This window comes from Bacteroides sp. AM07-18 (assembly GCF_003602695.1).
Lineage (GTDB): Bacteria > Bacteroidota > Bacteroidia > Bacteroidales > Bacteroidaceae > Bacteroides > Bacteroides uniformis.
On sequence record NZ_QTLM01000002.1, the window covers coordinates 356,479 to 377,321 of the forward strand.

At 45.7% G+C, this 20,843-nt stretch carries 14 protein-coding genes and 1 riboswitch; of the genes, 9 read left to right on the top strand and 5 right to left on the bottom strand.

Annotated features, from left to right (window positions below):
• Positions 1 to 18: 18 nt before the first annotated feature.
• On the bottom strand, positions 19 to 1,593 hold the full coding sequence (locus DW096_RS05055; protein ID WP_005826752.1) for an Rne/Rng family ribonuclease: 1,575 nt from the start codon (positions 1,591 to 1,593) through the stop codon (positions 19 to 21).
• A gap of 235 nt (positions 1,594 to 1,828) precedes the next feature.
• On the bottom strand, positions 1,829 to 2,104 hold the full coding sequence (locus DW096_RS05060; RefSeq protein WP_005826750.1) for an HU family DNA-binding protein: 276 nt from the start codon (positions 2,102 to 2,104) through the stop codon (positions 1,829 to 1,831).
• Positions 2,105 to 2,261: 157 nt separating this feature from the next.
• Here DW096_RS05060 and mutY point away from each other — a divergent pair, with 157 nt between their 5' ends.
• From mutY to DW096_RS05080, 4 genes are all read left to right on the top strand, one after another.
• Positions 2,262 to 3,302: an A/G-specific adenine glycosylase gene (mutY, locus tag DW096_RS05065; RefSeq protein WP_117867022.1), complete on the top strand. Its 1,041-nt coding sequence runs from the start codon at positions 2,262 to 2,264 to the stop codon at positions 3,300 to 3,302.
• 72 nt (positions 3,303 to 3,374) lie between these two features.
• On the top strand, positions 3,375 to 3,833 hold the full coding sequence (locus DW096_RS05070) for a single-stranded DNA-binding protein (protein ID WP_117867008.1): 459 nt from the start codon (positions 3,375 to 3,377) through the stop codon (positions 3,831 to 3,833).
• Between the two features lie 23 nt (positions 3,834 to 3,856).
• Positions 3,857 to 5,203: a gliding motility-associated protein GldE gene (gene gldE / locus DW096_RS05075; RefSeq protein ID WP_117962591.1), complete on the top strand. Its 1,347-nt coding sequence runs from the start codon at positions 3,857 to 3,859 to the stop codon at positions 5,201 to 5,203.
• Positions 5,204 to 5,213: 10 nt separating this feature from the next.
• Entirely contained in the window at positions 5,214 to 5,843 is a 630-nt protein-coding gene (locus tag DW096_RS05080) for a 4'-phosphopantetheinyl transferase superfamily protein (protein WP_117962593.1), read from the top strand.
• Between the two features lie 5 nt (positions 5,844 to 5,848).
• Here DW096_RS05080 and DW096_RS05085 read toward each other — a convergent pair whose 3' ends face one another.
• The 3 genes from DW096_RS05085 to DW096_RS05095 form a co-directional block, all read right to left on the bottom strand.
• Entirely contained in the window at positions 5,849 to 7,222 is a 1,374-nt protein-coding gene (locus DW096_RS05085) for a tryptophanase (RefSeq protein ID WP_117962595.1), read from the bottom strand.
• A 272-nt stretch (positions 7,223 to 7,494) separates the two neighbouring features.
• Positions 7,495 to 7,696: riboswitch (cobalamin riboswitch) on the bottom strand.
• A 327-nt stretch (positions 7,697 to 8,023) separates the two neighbouring features.
• Positions 8,024 to 9,817, bottom strand: a complete 1,794-nt coding sequence (locus DW096_RS05090) for an ATP-binding protein (RefSeq protein WP_005826731.1) — start codon at positions 9,815 to 9,817, stop codon at positions 8,024 to 8,026.
• Positions 9,792 to 10,481, bottom strand: a complete 690-nt coding sequence (locus DW096_RS05095) for a response regulator transcription factor (protein WP_005826729.1) — start codon at positions 10,479 to 10,481, stop codon at positions 9,792 to 9,794. Before DW096_RS05095 ends, DW096_RS05090 begins: the two co-directional genes overlap by 26 nt.
• 287 nt (positions 10,482 to 10,768) lie before the next feature.
• Here DW096_RS05095 and DW096_RS05100 point away from each other — a divergent pair, with 287 nt between their 5' ends.
• The 5 genes from DW096_RS05100 to DW096_RS05120 all read left to right on the top strand — a co-directional run bounded on the left by DW096_RS05100 (position 10,769) and on the right by DW096_RS05120 (position 20,815).
• Positions 10,769 to 11,965, top strand: a complete 1,197-nt coding sequence (locus DW096_RS05100; protein WP_005826727.1) for a hypothetical protein — start codon at positions 10,769 to 10,771, stop codon at positions 11,963 to 11,965.
• A gap of 680 nt (positions 11,966 to 12,645) precedes the next feature.
• Complete coding sequence (locus DW096_RS05105; protein ID WP_005826721.1) at positions 12,646 to 15,855, top strand: SusC/RagA family TonB-linked outer membrane protein; 3,210 nt, start codon at positions 12,646 to 12,648, stop codon at positions 15,853 to 15,855.
• A 21-nt stretch (positions 15,856 to 15,876) separates the two neighbouring features.
• Positions 15,877 to 17,724 (top strand): SusD/RagB family nutrient-binding outer membrane lipoprotein, encoded by a 1,848-nt coding sequence (locus tag DW096_RS05110; RefSeq protein WP_055288657.1) that lies wholly within the window; start codon positions 15,877 to 15,879, stop codon positions 17,722 to 17,724.
• Between the two features lie 331 nt (positions 17,725 to 18,055).
• Positions 18,056 to 18,862 carry a DUF3805 domain-containing protein gene (locus DW096_RS05115; RefSeq protein ID WP_022402075.1) on the top strand — a complete coding sequence of 269 codons (807 nt, stop codon included), beginning with the start codon at positions 18,056 to 18,058 and terminating at the stop codon, positions 18,860 to 18,862.
• A gap of 63 nt (positions 18,863 to 18,925) precedes the next feature.
• Positions 18,926 to 20,815 carry an ABC-F family ATP-binding cassette domain-containing protein gene (locus DW096_RS05120; protein ID WP_005826716.1) on the top strand — a complete coding sequence of 630 codons (1,890 nt, stop codon included), beginning with the start codon at positions 18,926 to 18,928 and terminating at the stop codon, positions 20,813 to 20,815.
• Positions 20,816 to 20,843 lie beyond the last annotated feature (28 nt).

Below are 20,843 nucleotides of genomic sequence, written 5' to 3' on the forward strand. Positions count from 1 at the left end.
TACCCTTCGCCGTCTTTTTTATTTGATTTCGATTTCTTCCTTCATGTCTATCTCTTCCCCTTGCAGGTCGTAGAATACATATTCCAGGAATGCTAATTTCTGGTTTGGAATAATCTTGATACCGAATCCGTACTTCATCTGCCACTTCCGTTTCAGGGAGACGAGTCCCTGATTGACGTAGGCTGCGATGTACGGGTGGATGTGTAACGAGAATTTCTTTATCTTCAATTTGTTGACCAGGTAGTCAATCTTACTCTCTAAGGTGTCCGTAAAGAGGATGGACGATTTGATGGTGCCTTTACCGAAGCAGGTGGGGCAGGTTTCCGTCGTATTTACATCCATAGCCGGGCGTACACGCTGGCGTGTAATCTGCATCAGTCCGAATTTACTGAGCGGCAGGATGTTGTGACGTGCTCTGTCTTTCTGCATGTTGGCACACATACGTTCGTAAAGCTTCTGTCGGTTTTCGGCTTCATTCATGTCGATGAAGTCCACCACGATGATACCACCCATATCCCTTAGTCTGAGCTGGCGTGCCAGTTCGTCGGCTGCACCCAGATTCACTTCCAGTGCGTTGGCCTCCTGCCCGTTGGCATTCTTGGTGCGGTTACCGCTGTTCACGTCTACTACGTGAAGCGCCTCAGTATGCTCAATAATCAGGTAGGCACCACTTTTGTATGAAATGGTCTTGCCGAATGACGACTTGATTTGTTTGGTGATACCAAAATTGTCGTAAATGGGGAGTTGACCTTTGTACAGCTTCACGATTCCTGCCCGTTCAGGGGCGATGAGGGTTACGTAATCCTTGATTTCGTGGTACACAGCCTCGTTGTTCACGTGGATGTTTTCGAAGGAAGGATTGAACAAGTCGCGCAACAGTCCTACGGCACGGCTGGTTTCTTCGTAAATCAGTGTCGGAAATTTGGTGGCCTTCTGTACTTTTGTAATGGCATCTTCCCAATGTTTCAGTAATACTTTAAGCTCTCCGTCGAGTTCGGCAACACGTTTTCCTTCGGCTACGGTGCGGACGATGACGCCGAAGTTTTTCGGCTTGATACTCATCAGCAGTTGCTTGAGGCGTGCGCGCTCTTCGCTCGATTTAATTTTTTGTGATACGGAAACCTTGTCATTGAAGGGAATCAGCACGAGGTATCTTCCGGCAAAGGAAAGTTCGGAAGTCAGTCGCGGCCCTTTGGTAGAGATAGGTTCCTTGACAATTTGCACCACTACTTCTTGTCCCACCTTGAGTGTGTTGGAAACCGTTCCGTCCTTTTCAAGGTCGGGAAGTATGGTTGCTTTGGTAATGGGATTCAGCTTCTTCTTGTCGCTTAAAGTTTGCTTTACGTACTTCTCTAACGAGTTAAATTGAGGACCTAGGTCCAGATAATGAAGAAAAGCATCTTTCTCGTAACCCACGTCCACGAAGCAGGCATTCAGGCCGGGCATCAATTTTTTGACGCGTCCCAAATACATGTTGCCCACCGAGAAGGAGATGTTTCTTCCTTCGCTCTGGAGTTCCACCAGCTGCTTGTCTTCAAGCAGTGCAATGGATACCTCTTTGGGCTGTACGTCTACAACGAGTTCGCTTGTCACAATAATTGGCTTTTAAATGATTCTATTTACTACTTAAACAAAGAACAAACCCGCGAGACATTTTGCTTCACAAGTTTGTTCTTTATTTTGTCCTTCAGACTAAAAATTACTTTTTGCTTTTATGTCTGTTCTTTCTTAGTCTTTTTTTACGCTTGTGCGTAGACATTTTATGTCTTTTTTTCTTCTTTCCGCTTGGCATAGCTTCAAAATTTTTATGGGTTAATACTATTGTTTATTATTTCTTCACTGAGAGGGTGAACGTTTTTGCAGGCTTAAATGCCGGAATGTTATGTTCCGGAATGATTATTGTAGTGTTCTTGGAGATGTTGCGTGCAGTTTTCTGAGCTCTTTTCTTCACTACAAAACTACCAAACCCGCGGAGGTAAACATTTTCATCTTTGGATAAAGATGCCTTTACTGCGTCCATGAATGCTTCAACGGTTGTAAGTACGGTTGTCTTATCAATTCCGGTGTTCTTTGTAATTTCGTTTACAATATCAGCTTTAGTCATTTTTCTTTAAAAAAAATATTATTACTATAGTTTTCCTAATTTTTTGGACTGCAAATATATAGCTTTTCCGTGGCTCTAAAAAATATATTTCGGACAATTTTCTAAAAAAGTCTTGGCATTAAGCTTTGTTAGGCTGAAAATGAAGTATTTTTGCAGCATGAATATTTTTAGCGGAACATTGTTGGATTGGTATGCGGAGAACAAACGCGACCTTCCGTGGCGAAATACCACGGACCCTTATCTGATATGGATTTCTGAAATCATCTTACAACAGACAAGAGTGGCGCAGGGTTATGAGTACTTTTTGCGTTTCATAAAACGCTTCCCGGATGTGGCGTCGCTGGCTGCTGCGTCCGAGGACGAAGTGATGAAATATTGGCAGGGCCTGGGGTACTATTCCCGTGCCCGCAACCTGCATGCCGCAGCCAAAAGCATGAAGGGTACATTTCCAAAAAACTATGCAGAGGTGCGTGCTTTGAAGGGGGTAGGGGATTATACGGCAGCGGCCATCTGTTCTTTTGCCTATGACATGCCTTATGCGGTGGTAGACGGGAATGTATATCGGGTGCTTTCCCGCTATTTCGGCATTGATATTCCCATTGATTCTACCGAAGGGAAAAAAACTTTTACTGCTTTGGCGAGAGAGATGCTCGATAAATCCCGACCGGCAGATTATAACCAAGCGATTATGGACTTCGGAGCCGTGCAGTGTATGCCGCAGTCGCCCAACTGTCTGTTCTGTCCTTTGTCTGGTAGCTGCAGAGCCTTGTTGGAAGGCAAAGTGCAGCAACTGCCCGTGAAGCAGCACAGAACAAAGACTACCAACCGCTATTTTAATTATATATATGTACGTATGGGTGCGCATACTTTGATACATAAGAGGACGGAGAACGATATCTGGAAAAATCTCTTTGAATTGCCTCTAATCGAAACGGAAAAAGATTTATCCGAAGAGGAGTTCCTGGCATGTCCGCAGTTTCATGCACTGTTTGCAGAGGGAGAGGTGCGGATGGTCCGTACACTACTTCGGGGAGTGAAGCATGTATTGTCCCACAGAGTGATTTATACCAATTTCTATGAGGTCACTCTACCCGATAATTCGGGTTCTTTTTCAGGTTACCAGCAGGTTGCGGTCGAAGATTTGGACCGTTATGCGGTGCCTCGGCTGATACATGCTTTCTTGGAGAAATATATATAAAAGTTGTCTGTATTCTTGCATGGTGTGGATATTCTCGTTAATTTTGGCAGCAAATTAATAAAATAGAAGCTTATGTCAGTAAACAAGGTGATATTGTTAGGAAATGTGGGCAGAGACCCGGAAGTGAGATACCTTGACAGTGGGGTGGCGGTAGCTACTTTTTCTTTGGCTACTACAGAAAGAGGATACACTTTGCAGAATGGAACCCAGGTTCCCGACCGCACTGAGTGGCATAATATTGTGCTTTGGCGTGGACTGGCAGAAACTGCCGAAAAATATGTGCATAAAGGAGATAAACTTTACATTGAAGGCAAAATTCGCACTCGCTCGTATGATGACCAGACAGGAGCTAAGCGCTATGTGACTGAAGTTTTTGCAGATACAATGGAAATGTTGACACCTAAAAGTGCATCGGTATCGGGCAATGCGCCGTTTGCGCCGCAAGCCGGAGCGACAGCCCAGCCGCAACAACCGGTACAACCGCAGGCTGCCCCTGCACAAGATAACCCGACGGACGATCTACCGTTCTGATTGTTTAACTAAAACCAAAATCTTTGGACCCAGACGCTTATTTATGCCAGTTGGCAGATGTTTTTAACGGTATATCCGTACAGACTCCTTCTATTTCGGCCATTGTAGCCATTGTGTTGGCAGGTTTGCTTTTGCTCGTTTCCGGCTTTGCATCAGCTTCCGAAATAGCCTTTTTTTCTCTTTCTCCGTCAGACTTAAATGTAATAGCGGAGAGAAAGCATCCTTCGGATGAGAAAATCAGTAATTTGCTGGATAACAGTGAACGTTTGTTGGCGACGATTCTGATTACAAACAACTTCGTGAATGTAACCATAATCATGCTCTGTAACTTCTTTTTTATGAATGTGTTCCAATTTCATTCTCCCATTGCAGAGTTTCTCATTCTGACAGTAGTCCTTACGTTTTTGCTGTTGCTTTTCGGTGAAATCATGCCTAAGATATATTCGGCTCAGAAAACGCTGGTTTTCTGCCGTTTTGCTGCTCCCGGCATCACGTTTTGCCGTTCCGTATTCTATCCGATGGCATCTATGCTGGTACGTTCCACTTCTTTCCTGAACAAGCATGTGGTCCGCAAGAACCATAATATATCGGTCGATGAACTTTCACATGCACTAGAATTGACCGATAAGGCGGAACTTTCGGAGGAGAACAATATTCTGGAAGGTATCATCCGCTTTGGTGGAGAGACAGCCAAGGAGGTTATGACTTCCCGCCTCGATGTGGTGGATCTGGATATTCGTACCCCTTTCAAGGATGTGGTGAAGTGCATTGTAGAGAATGTCTACTCCCGTATTCCCATCTATGCGGATAACCGTGACAATATCAAGGGGGTGCTTTATATCAAGGATTTGCTTCCCCATCTGAACAAAGGGGATAATTTCCGCTGGCAGTCGCTTATCCGGCCCGCCTATTTTGTGCCCGAAACCAAGATGATTGATGATTTGCTGCGCGATTTTCAGGCAAACAAGATTCATATAGCCATTGTGGTCGATGAGTTCGGCGGTACGTCGGGCATTGTCACCATGGAGGACATTATTGAGGAGATTGTGGGCGAAATTCATGACGAATACGATGATGAAGAACGTACATATGCCGTACTGAATGACCACACTTGGGTATTTGAAGCCAAGACCCAGCTGACCGATTTCTATAAAATAACGAAGATAGACGAGGAAACGTTCGATGAGGTGGCAGGGGATGCCGATACGCTTGCCGGACTTCTGCTGGAGCTGAAGGGGGAATTTCCTGCTCTCCATGAAAAGGTGACCTACGGCCGTTATGAGTTTGAGGTGCTGGAGATGGACAACCGCCGTATCCTGAAAGTGAAGTTTACAGTAAATGCCTCAACTCCTCTAATCCCTAATCCTTAATCCTTGCCTCATGCCCCTCTTCTTACAACATACCGCTCTTCCCTGCCGATGGGGAATTTGGAAAACGGAGGAATCTCCGGAGGAATTGCTGGCCATGCTTCCTCATCAGGAAGTATACCGGGAAGGTATGCGGCGTTTCACCGCAGCACACCGCCGTCTGGAGTGGCTGGCTGTCCGTGTATTGCTTTACACGCTGTCGGGAGAAGAGAAAGAGATTGCCTATCATCCCAGTGGGAAACCTTATTTGGCAGATGCTTCCGCCTCTCTCAGTATTTCGCATACGAAAGGTTATGTGGCTGTTGTTTTGGGATTGCCGGGTCGGGAAGTGGGCATTGACATTGAGCAGTATGGTGAACGGGTAAGGAAGGTGGCGCATAAATTCATGCGCGAAGATGAACAGCCATCCGTGTTTCGCGGAACCGACACTTGGTCACTGTTGCTGCACTGGTCGGCCAAGGAGACCATGTTTAAATGCCTGAATGCTTCCGAGGTTGATTTTCGTGGGCACATGCGCATTCTGCCTTTTGCTGTAAATGAAAGCGGCGTATTCTCCGCCGAAGAGTATCGTACGGTGGAGAAACGCCGGTTCACTATTCATTATTATTTGTTTCCGGATTTTGTCTTGACATTGAGTCTGTAAATTTCTTACAGCCTTTCCAGTTGTACCGTAAAATGTCTCATCAACGGAGCTTCCCAAGTGATGCGAACTCCGCGGGTAATACTTTCCCGCTTGTCATATACATTTTTTAAAGCGGCTGCTACCACATCCATGTGGTTGTCGGTGTACACGCGGCGAGGGATGGCAAGCCGGAGCAAATCCAAGCCGTTGAAGCGGTTTTCGCGGGTCACCGGGTCGCGGTCTGCCAGCAGATAGCCGATTTCACAACCGCGTATGCCTGCTTCTAGATAGAGTTCGGCGGTCAGTGTCTGTGCCGGAAACTCTTCTTTGGGCACGTGTGTCAGCACTTTGGGGGCATCCACAAATATGGCATGGCCGCCTGCGGGACGTTGGTAAGGTATCCCGTACTCATCCAGTTTCATGGCTAGATAGCCCACCTGGTGAATGCGGGTTTCCAGATTGTCAAATTCAGTATTTTCATCCAGGCCGATGGCAAGGGCGTTCATGTCACGTCCGTTCATGCCGCCGTAAGTGAGGTAGCCTTCGAATTGCACGCAGAAGCCTTTGGCACCTTCATACCAGTCTTTCCGGCGGGTGGCTATGAATCCGCCCATGTTGACAATACCGTCTTTTTTGGCACTCATCGTCATGCCGTCGGCAAGGTCAAACATCTCGCGGGTAATTTCCTTTATGCTCTTGTTGCGGTAACCTTCTTCTCTCATTTTGATGAAGTAGGCATTTTCCGCAAAGCGTGCCGAGTCAAAGAGAACGGGCTTGCCGTACTTGTCGGCAATGGCGCGGACTTCGCGCAGGTTCTGCATGGAAACCGGCTGGCCGCCTGCGGTGTTGTTGGTTATGGTGACGATGACGAACGGTATCCGTTCGCTATGTTCCTGTAATGCTTTTTCCAGTTTTTTAGGGTCTACATTGCCTTTGAAGGGAATTTCCAGCTGTGTCTGTTTGGCTTCGTCTATGGTGCAGTCCAGAGCCAGTGCCCGGCGTCCCTCGATATGTCCTTTGGTGGTGTCGAAATGGGAGTTTCCCGGCACAATGTCGCCCTCGTGCACCAGGTAGGAGAAGAGTACATTTTCGGCAGCGCGTCCCTGGTGGGTGGGGATAATGTATCCAAATCCGGTGAGGCGGGTGATGACTTCCTTCAGTCTGAAGAATGAGGTGGCTCCGGCATAGCTTTCGTCGCCCAGCATCATGCCTGCCCATTGGCGGTCGCTCATGGCGCCGGTGCCCGAGTCGGTGATGAGGTCGATATAAACTTGTTCCGATTTGAGTTGGAATACGTTGTAGTGGGCTTCTTTCAGCCATTGTTCGCGTTCCTGGCGGGTACTTTTACGGATAGGTTCCACCATTTTTATTTTCCATGCTTCGGCAAATGGTAATTCCATAGACTCTGTATCTTTAATAATTTGACAATAGGTTAACGGATAAACCGATTATTTCGGTTTAATGTGCCGAATTTAGGTAAAATCTATGTAATAATCAATTTAAATATGACTTTTTGTAATGTAAATGTCCGGACGAAATCACTTCGGCCGGACATCATCAAATAAACTTGGCAGAGTTTATTACCTTCTTTACTTTCTCTGAATTAGGTTTGATGAATGAAATGATGGACGGTTTGTCCGGCTCATTAGACTCAACGCTTTTTCCTCGAAAGCAATGATAAAGTATGCATGGCAGGTCTTCTGACTTGTTTCTGTTGCAGGCGCCTTCCCGGAAGAATATTCCAGTGGCATAGAGTAATTGTCTGCAACGTTGCACGAAACTTACAGCAGCGGGACTGTCCAGGATTTACACCTGATTCCCTTTTAATCGCTTTCCCAGAAGAGGGGGAGCGAACCAATGCATGACAAAGATACGGATTCTTTTTGAGAAAACAATTCTATGAGTGATAAATTTTCTTCCCCGCTCTCTTTCTTTTTGCCGACAAATTGGCAAGGTTTTGCCATCCTCTTGGCAAGACTTTGTCACCGCGTTGGCAAAACTTTGCCATAGGCATGGCAAAAGTTTGCCAAAAACATGGCAATAGGTTGGCAAAATTACTCTCTGATTGATAGTGACTTAAGGCGATTTAAGCAATCCGTCATGTCGGTAAGGTGAAAAGATACCAATACAAGCCACACTTGCCACAAGAACCTTCTCCAGAGGTATGCAAAGCATTTTGTTTGGTGTGGTAAAACGGGCTGTTATCTCTCTTTTGCCAGTGTGAATACAAACTCCAGTCCTCCACCTTGGTTGTTTTTGGCAGAGATGGTGCCTCCGTGAATAAGGACTGCATTCTTCACTATGGCGAGCCCCAAGCCGGTGCCGCCCAACTTGCGCGAGCGTCCTTTGTCTACACGGTAGAAGCGTTCGAACAAACGGTTCAGATGTTCGGGAGAAACGCCGATGCCGGTATCGGCAAAACTGAAATAGTAGTAATTCTCGTCTTCGCGGAAACAACTGATGTTGATGTGTATGTTGGTGCCGGCATAAGCGATGGCGTTGTCCATGAGATTGCGGAAGATGGAGTAGAGTAGAGAGTAGTTGCCCCGCAACTGTATCTTCGGTTTTAGGGAATTGACAACGGTGATTTGCTTCTGTTCCAGTTCCAGGGACACTTCGTTGACGATGTTTGAAACCAGCATGCTGATGTCCACCTTTTCCATATCAATCATGTTGGCGGCTTCGTCCATGCGGGTCAGTACGGATATGTCGCGCAGCAGGCGGCTCAGGCGGTTACTTTGCGCGTAGCAGCGTTCCAGGAAGACCTGCATCTTTTCGGGTGCAATGTTTTCGTTGTTCACGATGGTTTCCAGATAACCTTGTATGCTGCTTACGGGGGTTTTCAGCTCGTGGGCGATGTTCTGGGTCAACTGCCGTTTCAGCCGTACTTGCTCTTCTTCCTGGGTGATGTCGTTGATGGAAATTTCAAAGCTGAGGTCTTGGAAGATGATGCACTCCACGATGAAGGTGCGTCCGTTCTTGTTGATGTGTACGGACATCCTTCGTTCTTCGTTGTAGGAGGGGCGCTTCTGCGCCTTGTTGATGAAATCCGTTATCTTCTGGAATTCGCAGATGGAGAATATCTCTTCGGTAGCCTGCAGGTTGGAGTCTGAAATCAGATTGCCGTATTGGGTGAACAGATTGTTTACCAATATCTCCTTTTTGTCTCTGTTGAATACGCCCAGTCCTTCGCGGGAGGTTTGCAAATGGGTGATAAGCTTTTCGCGCTCAATGTAAAGCGCCTCTTTGGTTTCGCGCAGGCGCTTGTATATCTGTATGATATGCTGCGAAATCTCTCCAAGCTCATTGTGCGGAAAGGCGGCTTGTATGTCCATGTCTATAGGTTCGTTCTTGTCGGCTCTTTTGGCAAACTCGCGCAGGTGGTTGATGGCGCTGCCCAGTTTGGAGGTGAATTTGTAGAAGACGGATATCAGCAGCAGTGATACAATGACCGTGAACCAGATGTAGTGTGGGTCGGCAGCCAGATTGTTCATCAGGTTGACGTTGTAGGGGAGGGCTGAGCGGATGATGCAGCCTTCGTAGGCGGTGGCAGAATAGAAATAGGTCTTGCCGGTGGTTTCGGAGATGCGCCGTAGGTCGTAGCCCTTGCCGTCTTTCAGCGCTTTCTGCACTTCGGGGCGTTTGATGTGGTTGTCCAGTTCATGGCTGTCGTTCTGGGAGCTGTCGAACAATACGTTGCCATGAAGGTCTACCACAGTGACGCGCAATTCCTTGTTCACATGCTTGGAGATGTAGCTGTCCAGCATGGAAGTCCATAGGCTGTCGGGGAGATAACGAAGTTCCTGGTGTAGTCTGTCATTATAGTCTTGCAACTGCGTGTCCAGTAGCTCCACTTTATATTCCTTTTCCCGCTGATACTGGTAGGCGATGAAGCATGCGGCGAATATGAGGAACAGTGAAATGACCGAAAGGAAAAGCTTCCGGCTGAAGGACAGAAAGTGTCTGTCGTTATTCGGCTTCGAAACAATATCCATATCCCAAGCGTGTTACGATGCATTTGCCATAAACTCCGATTTTCTTGCGTAGGCGTGTGATGTTTACGTCGATGGTACGGTCCAGCACATATACTTCATCACTCCAGATGCGGTTCAGTATATCCTCGCGCGAGAATACGCGTCCTTTATTCTGCAAAAGCAGCAATAAGATTTCAAACTCTTTTTTGGTGAGCGGTGCCTCTTCACCGTCAATGCAGACTTTCTTCTTGATGACGTTCAGCACCAGTGTCTTGTAGACAATCTGTTCCGGTGCATGCTCTGTCTCTCCTTGTTGGGTGCGTCTCAGTACGGCTTTGACACGTGCCGCTACTTCGCGCAGCGAGAAGGGTTTGGATATATAGTCGTCCGCTCCCAGGTTGAAGCCAGTCACGGTGTCATTTTCCGTATCTTTGGCGGTAATGAAGATGATGGGTATCTGGGCCGTCTTCTTGTCCTTCTTCAGCATACTTGCCATTTTGAAGCCGGAAATTTCTCCCATCATCACGTCCAGCAGTAGTAGGTTGTAGCTGCCAATGTCCATTCTCAGAGCTTCTTCGGCAGAGTTCGCCGTGTCCACTTCGTAGCCTTCGTTTTCGAGGTTGAACTTCAGAATTTCACATAAGTCTTCTTCATCATCCACTACTAAAATCCGGTAATTGTTCATTGCTTTGTTGTTTATGTATGACAGGAATAAAACAATTTTCTTGTCACAAAGTTAAACTTTATTTCTTTTTATCGGCAAAAATAGTGCAAACCGAATGCAGAATTTTCATGTTTACATGAAAAGTTGTGCCGAGATGCAGGCCATTTCTGCTTTCTGGGTACAAAAGTGAGGCTAATTTGTTACGGAATGATGAAACAAGTGTTACATTTGGGTTACATTAAATTCCCGTTTATCTAAAAGCCCCGTCACATTAAAATATTATCTTTGCTTCGTAAATACTGAATTGTATGAAAGAACTTATGTATATCAGGAGTTTCTCTAAGAGACATTTGTCGGTTATTATGGGAACTCTACTTTTAGTGATAATCGGCTCTGTCTGGCTGAATACGGCTACTTTCCGCTCGGGATTTGAGATTACGGATGAACTGGGCGGTAATATATTCCCTTCCAGTATCCTTTCGGTGGCTACTACCGATGCTCAGGTCATAGTGCCGGTAGACTCCATGTATGTAGGTAATCCGAAGTCCTGCATCGCTGTCCGTGTCCGTTCGAGGAATGCTTATAGCCGGGTGCGGGTAGAGGTTGCAGAGACTCCGTTCTTTTCCCGTTCCGTGTCGGAGTTTGTGCTGGCAAAACCGCGTACGGAGTATATTATCTATCCTGATATCATATGGAATTACGAGGCTCTGAAGAATAACAACCAAGCGGAACCCATCAGTGTGGCCGTTATGGTAGAGATGAACGGCAAGGATTTGGGGCAGAGGGTGCGTACTTTTTCCGTTCGCAGCATTAATGAATGTCTGTTGGGGTATGTCACGAATGGTACAAAATTCCATGATACCGGCATCTTTTTTGCAGCATATGTAAATGAGGAGAATCCTATGATTGACAAGCTGTTGCGTGAAGCGCTGGATACGCGTATCGTCAACCGTTTTTTAGGCTATCAGGGAGGTGCCGAAGTGGTGGACAGGCAGGTTTATGCCTTGTGGAATGTACTGCAGAAGCGTAAGTTCCGTTATAGCTCGGTCTCCAATACGAGCCTTTCCAGCAATGTGGTCTTTTCACAGCGTGTGCGCACGTTCGATGACGCCTTGGAGTCCTCGCAAATCAACTGTGTGGATGGAAGTGTGCTTTTTGCTTCTCTGCTCCGTGCCATCAACATAGAACCTATATTGGTGCGCACCCCGGGGCATATGTTTGTAGGATACTACACGGATTCCAGTCATAAAGACATGAATTTCCTTGAAACGACCATGATTGGTGATGTGGATTTGGATGATTTCTTTCCGGACGAACAATTGGATTCGACGATGGTGGGAAAGTCGCAGAACCAGATGTCGCGCATCACCTTTGACAAGTCCAAGGAGTATGCCAATAAGAAGTATGCCCAGAATAAGGAAGGCATTCATTCCGGCAAACTGAACTATATGTTTCTGGAAATATCCAAAGAGGTGAGAAGGAGAATACAGCCGATAGGGAAATGAGGCGTAGAATGCAAACAGCCGATTTTCACGAACCGGCCGTTCCAATCATCATCTATGAATGAAGACCGTTGAGAGGCTTCAATGAATTAAATCTCACACTCATGCTACGTGCTGTCATGAAATAATCTGTACCATTATATATGTCACCACTACTGATATGGAAATTCCACAACATGGAAAGAGACCAGTTTTTATAAGTGAAACTTGTATATATTAGTATTATGCTGAAAAATAAAATGTTAATGTAGATTATATGTGGAATTTATTATTGTTAATAGTCTAACACTATTTTTTGATGAACTTATGAATCATTTTAACTAATTTGCTTTTTAGAATCCTTATCCATACCAATATCCCCACGTAATCAAGTTCTTTTTATATAAAAAGATTTATGAATATGCTTTAATGCGTAAATCAAATAGTTCAAAACATTGCTATATATAAATGATAAATGTGATGTGTTTTTCGTTTTTTCGCATCATTGAGATATATTATATACAAGTACGGCATTAATATGATTAAGAGTTAATGCTTTGAATAATTACTAAATAGATATTTAAAACTTTGCAAAAATATAAATGCAAATGTTTTAATATTTATTTAGTAATTTTTAATTCGATTGATGATAGAATTTCTAAATTAATTCATATGTTTGCAAACAAATCCAAATAATAGAGCTTATGAAAAGAAATTATTGCTTATCATTAGTGTTGCTTGCATTGTTTGGGGTGTCTGCACCTTTTGCTGCTAATGCAGCTGTTGAAAGTGTGCTAAGTTCCCAAAGTACTCAGCAAGCCAAGAAAATCACAGGTAAAGTTTTAGATGCGGCAGGCGAACCCATCATCGGCGCCAGCGTGTTAGTAAAAGGTTCTGGTACCGGCGCTGTGACGGATATTGATGGAAATTTTTCTGTAGAGGCGCCGGTGGGTAGCACATTGGAGGTATCTTTCATTGGCTACAAAACAGTGACATTGAAGGTGACGAACGCCACTACTTATACTGTGAGTTTACAAGATGACTCGCAAGCGCTGGACGAAGTGGTTGTGACGGCAATGGGTATCAAGAAAGAGCGCAAGGCTTTGGGATATTCAATGGAGGATGTGAAGTCGGATGAATTGATGAAGATGAAAACTGCCAATCCTATTTCATCCCTTTCGGGGAAAGTGGCCGGTGTGAATGTTACTCAGTCATCCGGTGCCGCTGGTGCGGGCGCTCAGATTATATTGCGTGGAGGAACGTCGGGTGCTGAAGGCAAAGACAATCAGCCGCTCTTTGTGGTGGATGGTGTTATTTTTGATAACTCTTCATCAGTGGTGGGCAATTCGGCTTTCGATGGTTCCATGCGTTCTGCCTCTACTACTTCCAATCGTTTGATGGATATAAATCCCGAAGATATAGAAAGTATGTCGGTGCTCAAAGGCCCTGCAGCTGCCGCTTTATACGGTTCACGTGCAGCCAACGGAGTTATTCTTATCACTACCAAGAAAGGTAAAGAGGGCGTGGTTGAAGTGAATATCAATTCTAAGTTTACTGCTTCATGGGTAAAGAGCCTGCCGCAAACGCAACGCCAATATGCCCGTGGATATATGGAAGACCAATATGATTCAAAGAAGAACTATACTGGTACTGTGTTTAATGACTTTGCTTATACTTCGTGGGGAGAGAAGTCGAACGCAGCTACTTATGATAACATAGGTGATTTCTTTCAAGGCGGAAACATTTTCGATGAAAGTGCCAGCGTAGCCGGGGGTACCAAGAATAGTAAATTCTATCTTTCAGGGTCTTACTATGATCAGGTAGGTGTTGTGCCCGAGACCGGATACAAGAAATATGCTTTCCGTTTCAATGGTGAGCAGAAGGTGGGGATTTTTACCTTTAACGCCAGTGCCGCATATAGCGATGCTCATACGGACCGTACTTTGACGGGTGCCGGGCTTTATAATTCGAGTGGTAATGGTGCTCTTTATGGTGTGTACAACTGGTCTCCTTTCGACCGAATGACCCACTATCAGAACGAGGATGGTACCCGTTATCGTTTGTTTGGCGATCGTCTTGATCCATGGGACGAACGCGACAACCCCTATTGGATTGTCAATCGTAACCACATGTATGACGACATCGACCGTTTCAATGGGATGCTCAGTATAAAAGCCGATATTGCCAAATGGTGGTTTGTTTCTTATAAAATAGGTATTGACCGTTATACCCAAACTGCTTCCAACCGTTTGGCTGCCAATGGCGTGCTTAAACAAGTGTGGCAAAAAGGTATGATGAGTGACAACACCCAGCAGTTCCGCTATATGAGCCATGACTTTATGTCGAACATGAGCCATAAGTTCGGTGATTTCGATTTGAATCTTTTGTTGGGTGCCACAATGGACGAAACCAAGACAGACCGTAGCTCGATGATGGCTTGGAACTTTTCCGTTCCTGATTTCTTCTCATACGCCAATGCCAGTAAAGACAATAAGCAATTCACACATGCAGCTACTAAGAAACGTTTGGTAGGAGCTTTTGGAGAATTCCGTGCATCATGGAAAAATATGCTCTATCTCACTGTGAGCGGTCGTAATGACTGGACTTCTACTCTTCCTCTTGAAAACCGTTCGTACTTCTATCCTTCGGTAAGCGGTTCATTCGTATTTACTGAAGCCTTGCAGCGACTCGGTTGGCTGGATGACAGTGTGCTCAACTTTGGTAAATTGCGTGCATCGTGGGCCAAGGTAGGTAAAGATACCGGTGTGTACGAATTGGAAACTGCCTTATGGCCTACGGGTACCTATCTTGACGGTACGGTAGGTGTGGGAAATACTTGGACACGCGGTAATGACAAACTGAAACCGGAAATGACCAAGTCTACCGAAATAGGCGTGGAATTGAGTTTCTTCAAAAACCGCCTGCACATAGACTATGCTTACTATACCAACGATTCATATAATCAGATTCTTGCTCCTCGCGGTCCGCAATCTACCGGTTACATCTTTTGGAGTATCAATGCGGGCAATGTGTATAACAAAGGTATGGAACTCTCTATTTCGGGAACTCCCATACAGACTAAGGACTGGACATGGGACATTGGCTTGAACATGGCAGGTAATCGTGGTACTTTGGACGGGCTTCCCGAAGGTATGGGCGTGATGTATGTTACCGATGTGCAATATGCCGGTATGCAGGCAGCCTCGTTCAGCGGTGGAGATTTTATGGGTATTGCCGGTACCAAATGGAAACGTAATGACGCCGGTGAGGTGATACTCGACAAAAACGGTATGCCTACTTATGACAAAACCCTTGTAGCAGTAGGTAATCGTGAGTCATCGTTTACCGGTGGATTGAACAACACCCTTACTTGGAAGAATTTTACTTTCAATATGCTATGGGAATTCCGTGTAGGTGGCGATGTGGTCAACGGTACTCAATATGCTATGGATAACAGCGGTGTGAGCCAGTTCTCTGCCGATGTACGCAATCGTTCTCTCACTGTAACGGGTGTCAATGCCAATGGTGACCCAGTGACCAATACTTGGGAGGCCGATAAAACCTATACTTTTAATGGAGTACAAATGAGTGGTTACAACATCATTAAGGATTACTATCAGAACTATTATTCTAAGGAGTCAGCCAACTATATTACCGATGTCAACTCTTTGCGTTTGCGTTCTGTTTCATTGAGCTATGAGTTTCCTAAAACGTGGCTTTCCAAGATTGGATTTGTAAAGCGTGCTTCGGTATCGGTAGCTGCTACCAATCTATTGCTCATCACCAATTACGACGGTGATCCTGAAGTGGCTGCCGCTGGTGCGGGTGTAGGTGGCTCATCATCAGTAGGATTTGACTACTGCGGTGTACCTGCCACTTCTACCATGTCGTTTGGCTTGAATCTTACTTTCTAACTCTTAAAAAACAGAAGCAATATGAAATTATTCAAATCTATGATATTATGTAGTGTGGGTGCCCTTATGACTTTGTTCTCGGGGTGTAGTGACTGGCTCGATGTAAATGTCGATCCCGAAAATCCCACAGCCGGAAATGCGACCTATGATTCACGATTGGCACATATTGAATTTTATACCAACAGTGCCACTCAGTTTGCTGCTTGGCGTTCCAGTATGTCTATGGGCGATTGGACACGCTATTATGACGGCGGCACTTATTGGAATATGTCTTATTGGAGTCCTCAGACCGGTGCCGTTACCACTCCCTACCAATGGTGGTTCTGTGGAGCTGCTGTAAATATTCCATTTTTGATTGACAAGGCTACGGCAGCCGAGGCTTGGCATTATGTGGGTGCAGCTCGCGTAATTCGTGCCTATGGTTTTATGCTTATGACAGACCTTTATGGAGAAATGCCTTACAAGTCGAGTGAGGCTGAAGCCGGTGTTACTCCTACCTATAATGACGGAAAAACAATCTATTTGGGCTGTTTGGCCGATCTTGACACCGCTATCGAGATGTTCCAAAAAGAGCAAGGGTCTGCGACAGCTTCGTTGGCTGTAGGCGATATTTGGAATGGTGGTAGTGTAGACAAGTGGCTTAAATTGGCATACTTACTTAAAGCACGTTACATTAACAAGCTTATTAAAAAGGGTGAAGGCAGTTATCTTGAAGGGAAATACGATGCCGCAGAAATCTTGGCTTGTCTTGACAAGGCTCAGCAAAGCAATGCCGACAATACCGTATTCAATCATATTGATGCCAATAATTCGCATGATGTATTGGGATGGGATGAACCGGTTGATTATTCACCGCTCTTTTCTGTATGTGGCATGAATGCCGGCTATATGCCTACCAAGATGCTTTACGATAATCTGACAAATTTTGCCGGAAGTGGAATAGAAGATCCGCGTGCCGATAAGATTTTACCTTGGGCATATTCGAAGCAATCAAGTAATTCACCCGCAGAGGTGAAGTTCAAAAACGGTTGGCGTCGTTCTATGGGTGTAGACATGATTGGCAATGATAGTCCCAGCCTTACCGGCGGACCGTTGCGCTCGAACTTCTCGGCAGCCAAAGGTTGGTGGATTGACAGTGAATCTTCTACCCGTAAGGGGGACACTATTTATGTAGAGTGTACCAGTCAGTGCAAAGCTTATCAAGGACGTCCTGATTTACTTTATCGTCGCGATGGCACTGATGCCTCTCGCGAATCGGGAACTTTCTATACTCGCGTGTCTTCTCCCACCTATATTGGAACCTATGCCGAAGCTTGTTTCATACGTGCTGAAGTACTCTTTAACCAAGGTAATAAAGGAGCGGCTTTTAATGCTTATAAGAAAGGTATTGCAGCCAGTATCGACGGTATGAACGATAAGTTGAAAGTGTGGTGCCGTGAAGATGCCAATTTGGAAGCATGCCCCTCGTTCTCTCCTATGACGCAAACCGATATTGACAACTATTTGAACAATGGTATCGGCACTGAAGAGAATATTACTTTGGGCAAGATTCTTACTCAAAAGCGTTTGGCATTGCATTTTTCCATGGAAATTTGGAACGATATGCGTCGCTACGATTTTAATCCGGAGCTTTTCTTAGGCTGGGGTATTCCTGCACGCTATGGCGTTGATGCTACTGCCCAAAAGAATATTCCGCAAGGTAAACAGTTCCGTCGTTGGCAGCAATGCAGTCATGAACTCAACTACAATACGGCCAATCTGCAAGCTATCGGTGCCACTGTTCCGGGAGCTGATACTTCAATTGCACTTTGGAATGCTGCCGAGGACGTATGGACTTTACCCGTATGGTGGGACAGTGCCCAAAACTAATTTTTCATTGCATTTTATTTTGTGATACAAATTCATTATCTTTACGCCCAAAATGTGGATTTTAAGATATAGTTAAGATATTGAAGGCTCTAATGGTCTTCATTCATAGATGATGATTGGAACAGCCGGTTCGTGAGAATCGGCTGTTTTTTTGTTTCGTTTGTTTGCATATCAACGGCGGTAATATGTTACTTTTGCCCTAAAACCGAAGATAGGCTGCACCTCAGCATAAAAAATGGACAAGTTCATTTTATTTTGCATTCGGTTTGTACTATCTTTGCGAGAAATAGCTGAGATGGTGTGAACTGTCTTTGCAAAGATTAGTCTATATATGGAACAAAGCAAGAAATTTATCTCTCCGGGGGCATGGTTCTCCATGACTTATCCGGTAGACTGGAATGAATTCGAGGACGGGGAAGGCTCTTTCCTTTTTTATAACCCCAATGAGTGGACCGGTAATTTTCGCATTTCGGCTTTCAAAGGGAATGCTACATATGGCAAGGACTCCGTGAAGCAAGAGTTACGGGAAAACTCCTCTGCCATTCCGGTTAGGATAGGCCGGATGGAATGTGCATATAGTAAGGAGATGTTCGAGGAAGAAGGTGCGTACTATACTTCCCATTTATGGATAACGGGCGCGGATGAAGTTGCCTTTGAATGTTCGTTTACGGTGAAGAAAGGAGAGCCGGTTGCAGAAGCGGAGAAGATTATCGCTTCGCTGGAAACGCGGAAGGATGGAGTGAAGTATCCAGCGGAGATAATTCCGGTGCGCCTTTCGGAAATCTACCAGATTAATGAAGCATACGAGTGGGTGGATACTACTATAAAGGAATTGTTGAAGAAGGATTTCCAGGGAGCTGAGGAAGACATTGCCAAGATGCAGCAGATGATGGAAGAAAGCAACATCGGTCCTAAGAAGAAGGATGCATGGCTGGCTTTTGGCATCGCGCTTTGTGTTATTTTCGCCAATGAAGTGGACGGTATGGAATGGCGTACCTTGGTGGACGGAAACCGGGAAGCGCCCATATTGCTGAACACGTCTACCGGTGAATGGATAGACCCCATGAAGCTGGTTTGGAGCAAAGTAAAGGCAGGAGGTAAAGTGAATCTGCCGGAGATATACAGCTCCTTGTTCTAAGGTCCGGTCATCTCGGTACTGTGATTTTCAACTTTCAATTTTCATTTTTCAACTATTAAAGCATTGGCAGCAGTAAATTCAATTCTTCAGGTGGAAAACTTGACCAAGTCGTTCGGTGACTTGGTACTATTCGAAAATATTTCTTTGGGCTTGTCCGAGGGACAGCGTGTCGGGTTGATAGCCAAGAACGGCAGTGGCAAGACGACATTGCTCAATATCCTTTCCGGCAAGGAAGGGTATGACAATGGCACCATTTCCTTCCGTCGTGATTTGCGTGTGGGTTATCTGGAACAAGACCCGCAATATCCCGAAGAGCTGACCGTGCTCGAAGCGTGCTTCCATCATGGCAACAGTACTGTCGAGTTAATCAAGGAATATGAACGTTGCATGGAAACGGAGGGGCATCCCGGCTTGGACGAAATTCTGGTGCGTATGGACCATGAAAAAGCTTGGGAGTACGAGCAGAAGGCGAAACAGATTCTGTCTCAACTTAAAATACGTGATTTCAGTCAGCACGTAAAACATCTGTCCGGCGGGCAGTTGAAGCGTGTGGCACTTGCCAATACCCTTATCACTGAACCCGATTTGCTGATACTGGACGAGCCTACCAACCACCTCGACCTCGATATGACGGAGTGGCTGGAGGAATATCTCCGCCGGAACAACCTCAGCTTGCTGATGGTGACGCACGACCGTTATTTCCTCGACCGGGTATGCTCCGAAATCGTAGAGATAGACAACCGGCAGATTTATCAGTATAAAGGCAATTACAGTTATTATCTGGAGAAGCGCCAAGAGCGTATCGAGGCCAAGACTGTGGAGATAGAACGTGCCAATAACCTCTACCGCACAGAGCTGGAATGGATGCGCCGCATGCCGCAAGCCCGCGGGCACAAGGCACGCTATCGGGAGGATGCCTTTTACGAGTTGGAGAAGGTGGCTAAGCAGCGTTTCAACAACGACAATGTAAAGCTGGACGTTAAGGCTTCTTATATAGGCAGTAAGATATTCGAGGCAGACCATCTGTACAAATCCTTTGGTGACTTGAAGATTCTGGATGATTTCTCCTACATCTTCTCCCGTTACGAAAAGATGGGTATCGTAGGGAATAACGGTACGGGCAAGTCGACCTTCATCAAGATACTGATGGGGTTGGAGCAGGCAGACAGCGGTACGCTGGACATTGGCGAGACGGTCCGCTTCGGTTACTACTCGCAGGACGGCTTGCAGTTTGACGAGCAGATGAAAGTGATTGATGTAGTGCAGGACATTGCCGAAGTCATAGAACTGGGCAACGGCAAGAAGCTGACGGCATCGCAATTCCTGCAACATTTCCTGTTTACTCCCGAGACACAGCACAGCTATGTCTACAAGCTGAGTGGGGGAGAACGCCGCCGCCTCTATCTGTGTACGGTCCTGATGCGCAATCCCAACTTCCTGGTGCTGGATGAGCCGACCAATGACCTCGATATTGTGACGCTGAATGTGCTGGAAGAGTATTTGCAGAATTTCAAAGGATGCGTGATTGTGGTGAGCCACGACCGTTATTTCATGGACAAAGTGGTAGACCATCTGTTAGTGTTCAACGGACAAGGGGACATCCGCGACTTTCCCGGCAACTATACACAATATCGCGACTGGAAAGATGCGAAAGTCCATCAGGAAAAGGAGAAAGAGAAAGAAGCCGCCAAGGCTCAGGAGGACAAGACGGCGAAGGTGCGTCTGAACGAAAAGCGGCGCATGTCTTTTAAGGAAAAACGCGAGTTTGAACAATTGGAGCAGGAGATAGCTGACCTGGAAACCGAAAAGAATGCAATTGAAGAGGCTTTGTGCAGCGGTACTTTGTCTGTGGACGAACTGACGGAGAAGTCGAAACGTTTGCCGGAATTGTCGGACTTGATTGACGAAAAAACATTGCGCTGGCTGGAGCTGAGTGAGATAGAATCGAACTGAAGTTCGAAATTGAAAATTAAGAATTAAA

What these genes read in the sequence shown, in the direction of transcription:
- DW096_RS05100 (WP_005826727.1), top strand. Translation starts at nt 10,769, where the DNA reads ATGAAAGAACTTATGTATATCAGGAGTTTCTCTAAGAGACATTTGTCG.
- DW096_RS05090 (WP_005826731.1), bottom strand. Translation starts at nt 9,817, where the DNA reads ATGGATATTGTTTCGAAGCCGAATAACGACAGACACTTTCTGTCCTTC.
- DW096_RS05105 (WP_005826721.1), top strand. Translation starts at nt 12,646, where the DNA reads ATGAAAAGAAATTATTGCTTATCATTAGTGTTGCTTGCATTGTTTGGG.
- DW096_RS05080 (WP_117962593.1), top strand. Translation starts at nt 5,214, where the DNA reads ATGCCCCTCTTCTTACAACATACCGCTCTTCCCTGCCGATGGGGAATT.
- DW096_RS05115 (WP_022402075.1), top strand. Translation starts at nt 18,056, where the DNA reads ATGGAACAAAGCAAGAAATTTATCTCTCCGGGGGCATGGTTCTCCATG.
- DW096_RS05110 (WP_055288657.1), top strand. Translation starts at nt 15,877, where the DNA reads ATGAAATTATTCAAATCTATGATATTATGTAGTGTGGGTGCCCTTATG.
- mutY (WP_117867022.1), top strand. Translation starts at nt 2,262, where the DNA reads ATGAATATTTTTAGCGGAACATTGTTGGATTGGTATGCGGAGAACAAA.
- DW096_RS05085 (WP_117962595.1), bottom strand. Translation starts at nt 7,222, where the DNA reads ATGGAATTACCATTTGCCGAAGCATGGAAAATAAAAATGGTGGAACCT.
- DW096_RS05060 (WP_005826750.1), bottom strand. Translation starts at nt 2,104, where the DNA reads ATGACTAAAGCTGATATTGTAAACGAAATTACAAAGAACACCGGAATT.
- DW096_RS05070 (WP_117867008.1), top strand. Translation starts at nt 3,375, where the DNA reads ATGTCAGTAAACAAGGTGATATTGTTAGGAAATGTGGGCAGAGACCCG.
- DW096_RS05095 (WP_005826729.1), bottom strand. Translation starts at nt 10,481, where the DNA reads ATGAACAATTACCGGATTTTAGTAGTGGATGATGAAGAAGACTTATGT.